This is a genomic window from Mesoflavibacter profundi, assembly GCF_014764305.1.
GTDB lineage: Bacteria > Bacteroidota > Bacteroidia > Flavobacteriales > Flavobacteriaceae > Mesoflavibacter > Mesoflavibacter profundi.
Map to the genome: position 1 here is coordinate 470006 of NZ_CP061703.1, position 15070 is coordinate 485075.

The 15070-nt window shown below is 33.0% G+C and carries 11 protein-coding genes; 5 read left to right on the forward strand and 6 right to left on the reverse strand.

What is annotated here, in order from left to right:
* Window positions 1-130 precede the first annotated feature (130 nt).
* Window positions 131-1687, forward strand: a complete 1557-nt coding sequence (locus tag IFB02_RS02190) for a hypothetical protein (protein ID WP_191072980.1) — start codon at window positions 131-133, stop codon at window positions 1685-1687.
* On the opposite strand, the gene IFB02_RS02195 is transcribed toward IFB02_RS02190, so the two are convergent.
* Complete coding sequence (locus IFB02_RS02195; protein ID WP_106686685.1) at window positions 1688-2011, reverse strand: hypothetical protein; 324 nt, start codon at window positions 2009-2011, stop codon at window positions 1688-1690.
* Between the two features lie 205 nt (window positions 2012-2216).
* On the opposite strand from IFB02_RS02195, the gene IFB02_RS02200 reads away from it, so the two are divergent.
* From IFB02_RS02200 to IFB02_RS02215, 4 genes are all read left to right on the forward strand, one after another.
* Window positions 2217-7178, forward strand: a complete 4962-nt coding sequence (locus tag IFB02_RS02200) for a GEVED domain-containing protein (protein WP_106686684.1) — start codon at window positions 2217-2219, stop codon at window positions 7176-7178.
* A gap of 64 nt (window positions 7179-7242) precedes the next feature.
* Entirely contained in the window at window positions 7243-7410 is a 168-nt protein-coding gene (locus tag IFB02_RS02205) for a DUF5522 domain-containing protein (RefSeq protein ID WP_158256249.1), read from the forward strand.
* Between the two features lie 14 nt (window positions 7411-7424).
* A complete protein-coding gene (locus tag IFB02_RS02210; RefSeq protein WP_191073165.1) occupies window positions 7425-9419 on the forward strand; it encodes a urocanate hydratase in 1995 nt (664 codons plus the stop codon).
* Between the two features lie 18 nt (window positions 9420-9437).
* Complete coding sequence (locus IFB02_RS02215) at window positions 9438-9986, forward strand: DUF4136 domain-containing protein (RefSeq protein ID WP_106686683.1); 549 nt, start codon at window positions 9438-9440, stop codon at window positions 9984-9986.
* 33 nt (window positions 9987-10019) lie between these two features.
* On the opposite strand, the gene IFB02_RS02220 is transcribed toward IFB02_RS02215, so the two are convergent.
* The 5 genes from IFB02_RS02220 to IFB02_RS02240 all read right to left on the reverse strand — a co-directional run bounded on the left by IFB02_RS02220 (window position 10020) and on the right by IFB02_RS02240 (window position 15040).
* The gene (locus IFB02_RS02220) at window positions 10020-10349 is read right to left on the reverse strand and encodes a thermonuclease family protein (protein WP_106686682.1); all 330 of its coding nucleotides are present in this window, start codon (window positions 10347-10349) and stop codon (window positions 10020-10022) included.
* Window positions 10350-10514: 165 nt separating this feature from the next.
* Window positions 10515-12824 (reverse strand): M1 family metallopeptidase, encoded by a 2310-nt coding sequence (locus IFB02_RS02225; RefSeq protein ID WP_106686681.1) that lies wholly within the window; start codon window positions 12822-12824, stop codon window positions 10515-10517.
* Between the two features lie 63 nt (window positions 12825-12887).
* Window positions 12888-13388 (reverse strand): DUF6702 family protein, encoded by a 501-nt coding sequence (locus tag IFB02_RS02230; protein ID WP_106686680.1) that lies wholly within the window; start codon window positions 13386-13388, stop codon window positions 12888-12890.
* A 58-nt stretch (window positions 13389-13446) separates the two neighbouring features.
* Entirely contained in the window at window positions 13447-14241 is a 795-nt protein-coding gene (locus IFB02_RS02235) for a peptidase associated/transthyretin-like domain-containing protein (protein WP_106686679.1), read from the reverse strand.
* On the reverse strand, window positions 14225-15040 hold the full coding sequence (locus tag IFB02_RS02240) for a carboxypeptidase-like regulatory domain-containing protein (protein WP_106686678.1): 816 nt from the start codon (window positions 15038-15040) through the stop codon (window positions 14225-14227). Before IFB02_RS02240 ends, IFB02_RS02235 begins: the two co-directional genes overlap by 17 nt.
* Between the last annotated feature and the right edge of the window lie 30 nt (window positions 15041-15070).

Consider the following 15070-nt stretch of genomic DNA (forward strand, 5'->3'; position numbering starts at 1 on the left):
CGTATTAATAGAGTTTATAGGCCTTCAATATTTTTATTGTAGGCCTTTTTTTACAAAAAATATTTTCCTTAACAGTCTCATATTAGGTGTTTTACAGAAAATTATTTAACTTTCTTTAAAACTTTATGATATGGATAAGAATATTTTTAATAATGTAAAAAAGACATTTCTAATTTTAGGAATTTGCTTTTCTACTGTTAGTATTGCACAAGTTGGTGTAGATACTACAACACCAAGAGGCGCTTTAGATGTATCCTCTACCACACAAGGAATTGTTTTCCCAAATGTTGCTTTAGTCAACATTAATACCCAAACTGCTATAAATCCTCAAGGAGGAGCAATTCCAGCTGGAACTGTAGTTTACAATACTGCAACTTCTGGAACAGCGCCTAACAACGTAGCACCAGGATTGTATTATTGGAATGGCTCACGTTGGGTTGCTTTTGCAGGTTCACCTGGTGGATTAGATTGGTCATTAACTGGTAATAGCGGTACAACTGCAGGTACAAATTTTTTAGGTACAACAGACGCTCAAGGTTTATTTATTTATACAAACAATACGGAAGCAATGAGAATTGGAAGTACCCAAAGAATTGGGGTGAATCTAATAGATCAAACTTGGGCTCAGTTTTTCTCATATACAGATGATGCTAGTGTAACTGCTGTGGTTGGATATTCTGCTGTAGATGGAGGAACAGGATTAAATGGTAGATCACAAGGAAGTAATGGCACAGGTTTATACGCCACTAATAATGATCAAGGTGGTTGGGGCGCATATGGTTATAATTCTAATGCTACTTCTGGTGTTGGTACAGTAGGTCAATCTGCTGGAAGTACAGGTACAGGTTTAGTTGGCTTAGCTAATGGTACTTCATATTCTGTTTTAACAGGATTTTCAACCGGTACCTCCGGAACCGGTCAAATTGGTATTTACGGTATGTCTACTGGAGCAGTTGGATCTCAAAGATATGGAGGTTATTTCACTTATGATATGGATAATAATTTAGGTACTAATGATGCCGATTCTCCTTTAGCCTTATTAGCTGGTAGAAGTGATAATTATTTAGGGACAAATGTATATTTTGGTGGTTATTTTTCAGGTGGACAAGATACAAATGCAAGTACACCAAATACACTACCAGATACAAATGGTAATGGTAATACGGGTGATTTTGCATATGTAGGAGCAAGATGGTTAGCTACAAATTATAAAATTATTGGTAATGGTAATGTTTCTACAATAATTAATGGAATAGATAACGATAAAGAACACATTATGTTTGCTGTTGAATCTCCAGAAATATTATTTCAAGATTTTGGAAGTTCTAAATTAACAAATGGTAAAGCCTATATCAAAATAGATCCTATTTTATCAAAAAATATTGTAGTTGATCAAAATCATCCATTAAAAGTGTTTATACAATTAGAAGGTGACTGCAATGGTGTTTATGTTACTAATAAAACCTCTGAAGGTTTTATGGTTAAAGAACTTAAAAACGGTAATAGTAATGTTAACTTTAGTTATCAATTAGTGGCAACTAGAATAAATAGAACCGATGCAGAAGGAAACATACTTTCTAAACATGAAGATGTTAGATTACCTATAGCTCCAAGACCTATTCAAAGTATAAAGTCTATAGAAAAAAACACAAAAAGAAACGAGGAAAATAAATTAAACAATAAATAATCACAAATACCTAAAAAAAGTAAATAACGACCTTGATTTTAAATAATCAAGGTTGTTTTCGTTTTGGTAGGCTTCTCTTTCAAAAGAAATATTTAAATAAGCTTCACTCCAAGTTTTATACTTAAGTATTCTTATAAGAAATTCAACAACATACCAAATGTAAAAGCCTATTATCAAAAGTTCTATTTGTTGTCTTAAATGAATTTTCTCATGATTTAATAAAACTACATCTTTTTTTAAATATTTATTTTTCAATATTATAACAGGAAATAGCGTTATTGCTACATATCCATTAGGTACCAAAAATTTTGAAACTAAGTACATTCTTACTTTTTTACATTTTTTATTGCTATTTAACAAAAAAATAACAATATTGCAACGTTTGATTAATAGCGATTCTAATTTAAACCTATTTTAACTTAATTAGTTAAATATAATTCATTATTCCATTTTTCCCTCATCGCAAATTATTTCAATCAATAATTACATGTGTAATTATTTTTTCTAACTGTGTGTAAATAATAATTAAATGGGGAATAACTACGTCTACAAATTTTTGTGCTTAAATTTTATTAAAGCAAATTACTATTATCTTTTATTAATTTCATTTTTATTTTCAACCTTTAGTTATGGTCAATACTGTACTGTTGGAACTACAAGTAGTTCGTATTGGATAACAGAAGTTAACACAACTGGAGGATTTACTAATATTTCTAATTCAACTGGATATTCTGCTGGTGGTTATGGCGATTTTACAGCTCAAGCTGTTAATCAATCTGCAGGATTAAGTTTTGACTTTACGGTAAATACGAGTTCTGGAACTCACGGAATAAACATATGGGTAGATTGGAATAATGATTTTGATTTTAATGATGTTGGCGAAGATGTTTATGCTAGTGGCGCCTATGTAACTAGTGCAACAGGTACAATTACAATTCCTGGTGCAACAGCAACTGGAAATTATAGAATGCGTGTTGTTGCCAATTGGTCTAGTACTAATCCAGCTGCGTGTGGTAGTACAAGTTATTCTGAAGCAGAAGATTATATTATCACTGTTTCTGCACCACCAACATGCTACGCTCCTGAAAATTTAACAGCTACTGTAACATCAAACACTTCTGGAGATGTATCGTGGACAGCACCATCTTCAGGAACTTCTCCTGTTGGATACGAATATGTAATTTCAACTTCAAACACAACGCCAACTGGTGCAGGTACAGCGACTACTTTCACAACTAATTCTTTTACTGGATTAACACCAGACACAACTTACTATGTATTTATAAGATCAAATTGTGGTGGTAGTGATTTTAGTAATTGGGCGATGACATCTTTTTTAACTGGTTATTGTACATATAACACAACAAGTTCTTCTTATTGGATTGAAGACTTCACTACTACAGGTGCTAATCTTAATATTAACAATACTACATCTGGATATTCTGCTGGTGGTTATGGAGATTTTACAAGTATGATTGTTAATCAATCTGCAGCATTATCATTCGATTTTAATATCACTATGAGTTCTAGTACACACGGAATAAATATTTGGGTAGATTGGAACCAAGATTTTGACTTTGATGATGTTGGAGAACAAGTATACGCTAGTGGTGGATACGTAACTACAGCAACAGGAACAATAACAATTCCTGGTGCTACACCAACTGGTAATTACAGAATGAGAGTTGTATCTAACTTCAGCTCCACTAATCCTACTAGTTGTGGAAGTTCTACATATACAGAAGCTGAAGATTATACACTTGTTGTAGATGTTCCACCAACTTGCTATTGGCCAGATACTTTAACTGCAACAACTACATCTACAACATCTGGAGATGCTGTATGGACTGCACCATCAAGCGGCACAACACCTGTGGGATATGAGTATGTAATTTCTACAACTAATACTACTCCAACAGGTTCTGGTACTGCAACAACATTAACCAATCAAACGTTTACTGGATTAACTCCAAATACTACATATTATGTATTTGTAAGATCTAATTGTGGTAGTGGCGATTTTAGTTATTGGGTTAGCGATTCGTTTTATACTGGATATTGTATTTCAGAAACAACAAGTTCTTCTTATTGGATAGACGATTTTTCAACAACAGGAGGAACAACAAATATTACAAATAACAATTCTGGTTATTCAGCAAATGGTTATGGAGATTTCTCTGCACAATCAGTAAGTCAAAATTCTGGATTGTCATTCGATTTTAATCTTGCATTAGATTCGGGAACACATGGAGTAAATATTTGGGTAGATTGGAATAATGATTTTGACTTTGATGATACCGGAGAATTAGTTTACGCAAGTGGCTCTTATGTTAGTACAGCAACAGGTACGATAAATATTCCTACTAGTACAGCTACAGGAAACTACAGAATGAGAGTCGTTGCAAATTACAGTGCGACAAACCCTTCTAGCTGCGGAACTTCAACTTATACCGAAACTGAAGACTACACCATAAACTGCTTAGGACCTTTACCATGTGCTGGTGCTCCTACAAATATTTATGCCAATCCTATTACTGCAACTACTGCAGATATTTATTGGGACGAATCTTCTCCTGCACCTGCAAACGGCTATCAATATTACTTATCAACTACTGCAACACCAATACCAAACGGAACTACAACTCCAACAGGAAGTGTCGCTGCAGGAACTACTTCTGTGACATTAACTGGATTAACAGATGGTGTTACGTACTACGTTTGGATAAGAAACAATTGTGGTGGCGGATTAGGCGAAGGTGCTTGGGAAGGCGCTACAGAATTTACAATTCCTTCATGCGCATTTGGAGATAGTACTGGAACAACGTCTTTAGGTTGCCCTTCTGTCACTTCTGGCGGACTAGGTTTAAGTGGATCTGATCCTGCAAATATTAATTGTGCATCTGCTTCTACTTGTGTAGATCTAGAAGCGACATATCTTCAATTAGGTGATACTAGTGATTATTTAGTAGAGTCCATTGCTTATAATCCACCATATCAATTTGATTGTTTAAAAAACCCTGTAAGTGTAAATATAGACGACCGTTGGTCTTCTGAAATTAATCTTCCGTTTGACTTCTGTTTTTATGATAACACCTATAGTTCTTGTGTAATTGGGTCAAACGGGTTAATTTCTTTTGATACGTCTTTAGCAGATAGTGGTTCTGGATATTCTTTTAGTGATAATTTACCTAGTACAACTGGTGCTTTATTTGCAAATGCAATTTATGGTGTCTATCATGATATAGATCCAAGTGTTGGCGGAGAAGTTGGTTTTGAATTAATTACCTTAAATACAGGTTGTAGAGCTTTAGTTGCGGCTTGGCATGATGTACCAATGTTTTCTGAAAACACTTTACTTTACACAGGTATGATTGTTCTTTATGAAAACACAAACGTGATAGAAGTTTATATTGAAGAAAAAAATATCGACAACTTCGATTCTTCTCCTTGGAATGGTGGTAATGCTATTGTAGGTATACAAAATGATGATGCATCAATTGCTCATGTTGCTCCAGGAAGAAATGGTTTAGACACCAATTGGCAAGTAACTAACGAAGCTTGGCGCTTTGTTCCTAACGGTACATCTATTACCTCTATCAACTGGTATCAAGGTTCTGGTACTTCTGGACCTGTTGTTGGTACAACAGATGTTATTAATGTTTGTCCTACAAACACCACAACATACACAGCAGAAGTCACTTACACACTTTGTGATGGATCTACTATAACAGAAACAGACGAAACTACAGTTACTGTTTCTGGATCTAAAGTTTGGCAAGGATCAATATCTACTAATTGGCAAAATCCATTAAATTGGTCTCCAATTGGTGTACCTACTAATGCAGATTGTGTGATTATTCCAGACACAACTAACGATCCAATTATATCACCTGCTAATCATGGTGATGGATTAAATTTAAGAGTAGATGCAGATGCTAATCTTACTATACAACCTGACGGAACATTAACCGTAGTAGATTTTATTTACACAAATCCAACTGCTAATTTCACTTTAGAAAATAATGCGAGTCTAATACAAGTAAACGATGTCGCTAATACTGGTAATATTAATGTTGAAAGAACAGCAAACATAAGAAATACAGATTATGTCTTTTGGTCAACTCCAGTAATAGATTTTCCTGTTAGCAGTATTTCGCCATCTACACCTTTAGGATTTATATATCAGTGGTTACCAACAACTGCAAACACTTATGGTGATTGGGATTATGCTAATGAAAATATGATTGAAGGTAAAGGCTACATAGTACGCGGTCCAAGTACATTTACAAGTACACCTCAAGATTATACAGCTACATTTGTTGGTGTTCCTCAAAACGGAACAATTACCAAAACTATAGAAAGAGGCACATATACTGGAGCAGATTATGCAGGTCCAAGCACAACTCTTGTAACTAGCGAAGATGACAACTGGAATTTAATAGGTAATCCTTATCCTTCTGCTTTAAATGTAAATAGTTTTTTAACAGCAAATACAAACATAGAAGGTTCGGTAAGAATTTGGACACATGGTACAGCGTTAAGCGCTGCAAATCCAGATCCATTTTACAACGATTATACATACAATTATTCACCATTAGATTTTATTGTACATAATGGTACAGGTACATTATCAGGTCCAGCTACATTTAGTGGTTACATTGGTTCTGGACAAGGATTTTTTGTATTGATGAATGATGCTCCTACTCCAACATCTTCCAATGTGTCTTTTGATAACTCTATGAGAAATAGTGCATATGCTAATAATGATTTTTACAGAACATCAAACCCAAGCAACACTGCTACAACCATAGAAAAACATAGAGTATGGTTAGACTTAATCAATAATACCAATGGTATTACAAACAAGACACTAGTTGGTTATGTTGATGGTGCGACTAATGATAAAGATAGAATGTACGATGCGTATTTAGATTTAGATGAAAATCAGCATTTATACTCATTAATTAATACAGAAAAGATGGCCATTCAAGGTCGTCCAACACCATTCACAGACAACGATCAAGTACCATTAGGTGTAAAATTAACTAACAATGGTTCTTACACCATTGCTATTAGTGACTTAGACGGTACTTTTTCAGATGAAAACACTAACGTGTATTTGGAAGATACGCACTTACAAATTATACATAATTTGAAAAATAGCCCGTATACATTCACAGCTAATACTGGTGAAATTAATGACAGATTCATATTAAGATACAACGAATTTGCATTAAGTACCAATCAATTTGATGTAGACGAAAGCTCAATAACTATAATTTCATCTAATCAAATAATTAAAGTAAACTCTACACAACAACCTATTAAAAACATTGTAGTTTATGATATGCTAGGTCGAAAAATCATAAGTAAATCCAATATTAACACTAATAGTTTCGATTTAGAAAACCTAAAAATATCCAATGGTGCACTTTTAGTAGAAGTCACATTACAAAACGGATATAAATTAATAAAAAAGGTAGTTTTATAACTACCTTTTTTTCTTGCTAGCTTACTTAAAGCAAATCTTCAATATTTAATTTATCTTTGTAAATATGAAGAAAATCATTCCTGTAGAAGAAGGCGATTATTATCTAACACCAGAAGGTTACCGTTGTTTTACAGCGCAATATCACCTTAAACGTGGGTATTGCTGCCAAAGCGGTTGCAGACATTGTCCTTATGGGTATGATAAATCAACCAATACAATAAAAAAAAAGTAATGCAAGCAACAAGTATATCATTTAAAGAACAAATATTAGAAGGAATTCCTCAAGATTTACCTCAACCAAAACCGTTTGATCATTCTTTAAATCATGCACCAAAAAGAAAAGCAATTTTAAATGACGAAGAAAAAAAATTAGCATTAAAAAATGCGCTTCGTTATTTTGATAAAAAACACCATTCAACTTTACTACCAGAGTTTAAAGACGAATTAGATACTTACGGTAGAATTTATATGTATCGCTTGCGTCCTGATTACAAAATGTACGCAAGACCAATAGAAGAATATCCTGCAAAATCTAAACAAGCAGCTGCAATCATGCTAATGATTCAGAACAATTTGGATTACGCTGTTGCACAACATCCGCACGAGCTAATAACTTATGGCGGAAATGGTGCAGTTTTTTCAAATTGGGCACAGTATAGATTAACCATGAAATATTTAGCCGAAATGACCGATGAGCAAACTTTGGTTATGTACTCTGGTCATCCAATGGGCTTATTCCCTAGTCATAAAGAAGCTCCAAGAGTTGTAGTCACCAACGGAATGATGATTCCTAACTACTCTAAACCAGATGATTGGGAAAAATTTAATGCACTTGGTGTCACACAATATGGTCAAATGACTGCTGGTAGTTACATGTACATTGGTCCTCAAGGTATTGTTCACGGTACAACCATTACAGTACTTAACGGATTTAGAAAAATTAAAAAACAACCTAAAGGAAATCTATTTGTAACTTCTGGATTAGGCGGAATGTCTGGCGCACAACCAAAAGCAGGTAATATTGCTGGTTGTATTACAGTTTGCGCAGAAGTCAACCCAAAAATCACACAAGTAAGATTAGACCAAGATTGGATTGACGAAAAAATTACGGATGTAAATGAATTAGTCGTTCGCGTAAAAAAAGCTAAAGCTGAAAAAGAAACTATTTCTATAGCCTATTTAGGAAATGTAGTTGACGTTTGGGAAACTTTTGATAAAGAAAACATACATATTGATTTAGGTAGTGACCAAACCTCTTTACATAATCCTTGGGCTGGCGGTTATTATCCTGCTGGATTAACGTTTGAAGATGCCAACACCATGATGGCTAATCAACCAGATTTATTTAAAGAAAAAGTACAAGAATCTTTACGTAGACAGGCTAAAGCGATAAATAAACATACTGAAAAAGGCACGTACTTTTTTGATTACGGAAATGCCTTCTTATTAGAAGCATCTCGTGCTGGAGCAGATATAATGGCAAAAAACGCGACTTTAGGTCGAGAGTTTAAATATCCAAGTTACGTACAAGATATTATGGGACCAATGTGTTTTGATTATGGTTTTGGTCCATTTAGATGGGTTTGCGCATCTGGAAAACCTGAAGATTTAGCTAAAACAGATAAAATTGCTTGTCAAGTTTTAGAAGAAATTATGCAGCATTCTCCAGAAGAAATCCAGCAACAAATGGCTGATAATATTCAATGGATAAAAGGTGCTCAAGAAAACAAACTAGTTGTTGGTTCTCAAGCTCGAATCTTATATGCAGATGCCGAAGGACGTATGAAAATAGCCGAAGCCTTTAATCAAGCAATAAAAAACAATGAAATTGGTCCAGTTATATTAGGTAGAGATCATCATGATGTATCTGGTACCGATAGTCCTTATCGCGAAACTTCAAACATTTATGATGGCTCACGTTTTACAGCAGATATGGCAATACAAAATGTAATTGGCGATAGCTTTAGAGGCGCTACTTGGGTTAGTATACACAACGGTGGCGGCGTTGGTTGGGGCGAAGTTATAAATGGTGGATTTGGTATGGTTCTTGATGGTACTAAGGAAGCATCAACCCGATTAAAACAAATGTTATTTTGGGATGTTAATAACGGAATTGCAAGACGTAGTTGGGCAAGAAACGACGAAGCTATTTTTGCTATAAAACGTGCTATGCAAACCGAACCTAACTTAAAAGTAACTTTACCAAATATTGTGGATGATGAGCTATTAAATAATATTTAAACCTTAAACATTATCGCCATGAACAAAATTATTAAACTTTTACCTATAGCTATTTTAGCTTTAGTAATCACGTCCTGTAGCTCGGTTAGAGTTGCTGCAGATTATGATAGAGATGTAGATTTTAACCAATACAAAACGTTTGCTTTCTTCAAATCTGGTATAGATAAAGCTGAAATAAGCGACCTTGATAAAAAACGAATACTTCGTGCTATTGAAGCAGAATTATTAGCAAAAGGATACACAAAATCAGAAAATCCAGACATGCTAATTAGTATTTTCACTAAATCCACTCAACGTGTAGACGTATACAACAATTCTTGGGGCTTTGGCGCTTGGGGATGGGGAAGACCTGGTTGGGGATGGGGCTGGAATATGCAGCCAAACGTTTCTACTAGAACGCAAGGTGTGCTATTTGTAGACCTTATTGATGCTAAGAAAAAAGAATTAGTATGGCAAGGACAAGGTACAGGTTACTTAAGTTCTAATGTGAATAAAAAAGAAGAACGTATTAAAGAATTTGTAGCAAAAATCATGGAGAAATATCCTCCTGGTAGCATGCAACAATAAAATATTTAAAGCGACTTTTTAGTCGCTTTTTTTTTATGGATAATATTCTTTTGCATGACCATTATCTACTAACCATTGGTTAACTTCTAAGCCATCTTCTGTAATGATATTTGCTAAATATCTTCCGTATTTTCCTTGTTTATCTTTATATGATCTTATGGTTACTTCCTTATTTAAGATCATTTCTCTTAGGATATCTCTAACAATTATACCTTGTTCTCTTTCTGGACCTCTTAATTCTGGAGTATCTATCCCGTAAAGGCGTAATTTCATTTCTTGGAAGTGTAAAAATCCTAAATCTACCATTGCTGTAACGGTATCTCCATCGTAAACACCAATAATTTTTGCTTTGTAATTGTACATATTTAATTGTTTAATAGCTGTTTAAATATATAAAATAATGTTTATATGTTTATATCAAGTATTAAACTTCTTCTAAATTACATAAGCTAATTACAGGATATTGTTATAAATAAAAAACCCTTAAAACATAGTTTTAAGGGTTTAGTTATAACTTAATATATACTTTTAATTCTTGTTTTGCTTAAAGTTATCAAACTCACTTGTTTGCTCTTCTCTAGGCCAAGAATTGTTAGAAGTATCTACATCTGCAGTTTCTAATTTAGGATCTACAGTAATTTTTACAATCTCCTTTTCTGATGCAACAGACTTGCTTACTTCTTTATCATTTAGTCTCCAAATTTGAGCTGGATACGTTTCTGTTTTTGAAGTTCCATCTGCATAAGTATACTCTACTATAATAGGCATCACTAATCCGCCTGGTTTTTCAAAAGTAACATTATAGAAAAACTTTGGTTCTTTTAATTGCTTTTGTTCTTCTGGTGTAAAGTTATCCATAACATATTCTTTTAATGTCGTAGATCCTTCCATTAGTGATTTAGTTTTCATTTCTTCTTTATACTCTTCACTACCTTCTTCTACCATGTATACTAAAGGAGGTAAATCACTTAAACTCATACCACGAGCTTTTACCATATCTTTGATTTGTTGTGTTGGCTCACTAGATACATAGTATTTTTTTACATCTTTAATTGCAATATCTACATAATCTGTAGTATAAAACCAACCTCTCCAGAACCAATCTAAATCTACTGCAGAAGCATCTTCCATAGTTCTAAAGAAATCTTCTGGTGTTGGATGTTTAAACATCCATCTTTGCGCATAAGTTCTAAATGAATAGTCAAATAATTCGCGACCCATTATAGTTTCTCTTAGTATGTTTAAAGCTGTTGCTGGCTTACCATAAGCATTATTTCCAAATTGGTATGTGTTTAAACCTTTAGTCATTATAGGAGCAATGTAGTTTTGATCTCCACCCATATAGTTTACTATTTTTTCTGCTGGTCCACGACGTGATGGATATTTATCCATTCCTGGTGATAAAGATGAAGGATACCATTCTGCAAAATCTTGTTCTGCTACGTATTGAGAAAACGTGTTTAATCCTTCGTCCATCCATGTCCATTGACGCTCGTCACTGTTAACAATCATTGGAAAGAAGTTGTGTCCAACTTCGTGAATAATTACGCTAATCATTCCGTATTTAACACGATCACTATATTCTCCATTTTCATCTGGTCTACCATAGTTCCAGCAAATCATTGGATATTCCATACCTTGATTTTTAGCATGTACAGATATTGCTTTATGATAAGGATAATCAAACGTCATACGAGAATATGTTTTTAACGTACTTGCTACTGCTTTTGTTGACCATTCTTCCCATAACGGGTTACCTTCTTTAGGATATAACGATACAGCCATTACGTCTTTATTACCTATTTTAACAGCCATCATATCCCAAATGTAACGTCTTGACGATGTAAACGCAAAATCACGTACATTTTCTGCGTATAACTTCCATGTCTTTTTCTTTGTAGATTTAGTTTTTTCGGCAGCTCTTGCTTCGTCTTCTGTTACAATTATTACAGGTTGTTCGTAAGACTTTTTTGCTTGTTCGTAACGACGCATCATTTCTTTTGTAAATACATCTTTACGGTTAGTTAGTTTTCCTGTTCCATCTAACATGTGATCTGCTGGTACAGTAATATTAACTTCAAAATTACCGAATGGTAAGGCAAATTCATCACGTCCCCAAAATTGAGAGTTTTGCCAACCTTCTACGTCGTTATAAACCGCCATACGAGGGTAAAATTGAGCGATTACGTAAGCTCTATTATCATCTTCGGCAAAATATTCGTATCCTGATCTTCCTCTACCATCTACGTGATTATTAATGTTATACCACCATTTGATTTTAAATACAAATTGATTTCCTGGTTGTAATGCAGATGGCATCTCTACACGCATCATTGTTCTATTAATCATGTGCGGTAAAGGGTTACCTTTTTCATCTTTTACAAATTCTATATTAAATCCGCCATCAAATCCATCTGTCATGTAGTTTTTAGCAAATGTAGATGCTTGTTGTGCTGGAGGAATTCCGTCACCTTGTATTAATGGTGTTTTAGAATCTTTTGCTCGCATATTTTGATCTAATTGCACCCATAAATATTCTAAATTATCTGGTGAATTATTTGTATATGTTATAGTTTCTTCACCATATATTCTTGCATTTACATCGTCAAGCTCTATATCCATTTTATAGTCTGCTTGTTGTTGGTAATATGCTGGTCCTGGTGCTCCTGACGCTGTTCTAAACATGTTTGGTGTAGAAAACTCGTCATACAACTGTTTAAACTTGTTATTGTTAGTATGACCTGGTTGTCTTTCGGTTTTTTCTTTTTCTTGATCTTGTGCTATTGCACTAGCCGAAATAAATAATGCTGAAAGCAGTAAATACTTTAATTTTTTCATCGTAATTAATTAGTTATAAAGTCTGTGAAATTAACAAATTTTAACGTTGTTCTAAAAGGTTTGCTAAAAGTTTAACAAACCTTTATCGTTCTGTGCAGTTAATACAAATGTTTTTGGTTTGTTATTAATGTTTGTTCTAATCACATTTTTTTGATCTTCAAATACATCAAATAACACCTTATTTTTAATACTAAATTGGTTTATTGACTTGATATTTTCTATTTCTAAGTAGCAGTGTACTATATCTCCATCGTATTTTTTACCTATAAATTTTGGAACAAATTCTTCTGAATTTACTTCTATTTCAATTTTTGTTAATAGATACTTTTTTATGTATTGATTTATTAGCGTTTCATCTTGTCCGTTATCTAAAGTTATTTCTTCATTATAACGTTTACGTAATAATTGTTCTAAATCGTCCATAAAGATTCTTGAAATAATCTGTATAGATTGTTTTTCTTGCACATATTCTACCTGTGTTATACTTACGTAATATTTATGTACGGTTGTAAAAGAAGTGAATACTAATATTCCTAATATTAGCACTAGTTTGATTGTCTTCATTAATAATAATTTGTTGCAAATTTAATTGTTAGTTGTCAAAAAACATTCCAAATAACCATTAATCCTGTTTTGTTACTTCAATATTACTTAAGTATTGATAATATTTGTCGCTTAAAAATTGTAACGCTTGTAGATTGCTTTTACTGCATTGTTGTGAGAATGCGCTATCTTCTTGACAGAAGTAAAAAAACTCTTCCCGTTTTAATATTGGAAGTGGATGAGTTTTAAAAAAAGATTCACTTAATTCACTTTTAATTCTGGCTAATAAAACATCGTTAGACTCTAATCTTACGCGCTCTTTTAACCGTTTTGTTCTTCCTGTAATTTGATTAAGTAATTTATTAAAATTTACTGCTGCTCCTAAACCAATAGCTATCGTTTTTTCGTTTCCTCCGGCTTCGTTTAATCTATTTTCGTTTTGGGTTAGTGGTTTTCCTGTATATCCTGGAATGCCTACATCGTAAAAATTTAAGGTTGCTTTTGCTTTAGAGGTTGAAACATCATCGTTTAAGTTACCTGATAAAGGTTTTGTTAAAAACACTTCGTCTAAAGCGTTTGTATAAACATCTAAATTAACAGTAATCGATTTTTTCTCTATGTTTTCTTGTGTTACAACTTTTACAAGTATTTGATATTGTACACTAGAAAACACTATAGTGTCGTTAAGTTTTGCACTAATTTTAAATAAGCCAAGACTATCTGTAGTTGCATTTGTGAATGATGTTTTATTTAAAACATGAATATTTTCTAGATCTTCAGCAGCAACAACGTTACCTTTTAAAGTAACTTTTTGTGCTAACAGAAATGTAGTAAATATTATAAAGAAAGGAAGTATTTTAATTTTTTTGCTCATTCTTCTTAGATAAAAACGCTTTACTTTTTTTATTTAGATGTTCGATTAGTTGCATTTCGTTGTTTTTATCCAATAAAGAAGTATCAAAATTATTTGACTCTACATAAACTATAAAAGCTTCTACTTGAGCTTCAGGAATTTTAAAATTTGTAGTGTAGTATTGATGATCATAGACTTTAGACAAAGTTTTTTTACTTATTAAAGCCTCTTGTTTTGTAGCAGATTTATCTTTTTTCTTTGGTTTAAATATCAAGTTTACTAATCCTTCTATAATAGCTACTCCATTAGCTTGATATCTAATTCTGTCATTTTGATTCATCATAGCTAAGTTTTCTACTTTACTATATTGATCATCAGAAAATTGATAGACAGAAATATCATTTACACCAAAATAAATCGCATCTAAATCGGGATTAAAAACCTCAACACTTTGTATATCTTCTTTTAAAACTCCAGTTAAATCATATGGTAATATTACTACTTCGTCTAGTTTATTAATTTGTTCTACCAAAAACACTGTCATTTGTTTGTTCTTAACTATAGATTGGGTTACGACTAAACTAAAGTCTTTAAATTGTAAAGCAGAAATTTCTACTTTATCATTAAGCATTACATTTAATTTAAATTCTCCGTTAGCATCAGTAACTGTTCCTTTATTAGAAGACACATTATAAATTGTAACACCTTCTATGTCTGGTGTATTAACAATAATCTTACCCTTTACTTCTACTCTAGTTGAGTCTTGAGCAAACAGTGTATAAGTAAAAAATAAAAAGAAGAATGATAAAAAATATTTCATAATTGGTTAGTTTTAATGTAAAATAAGCAC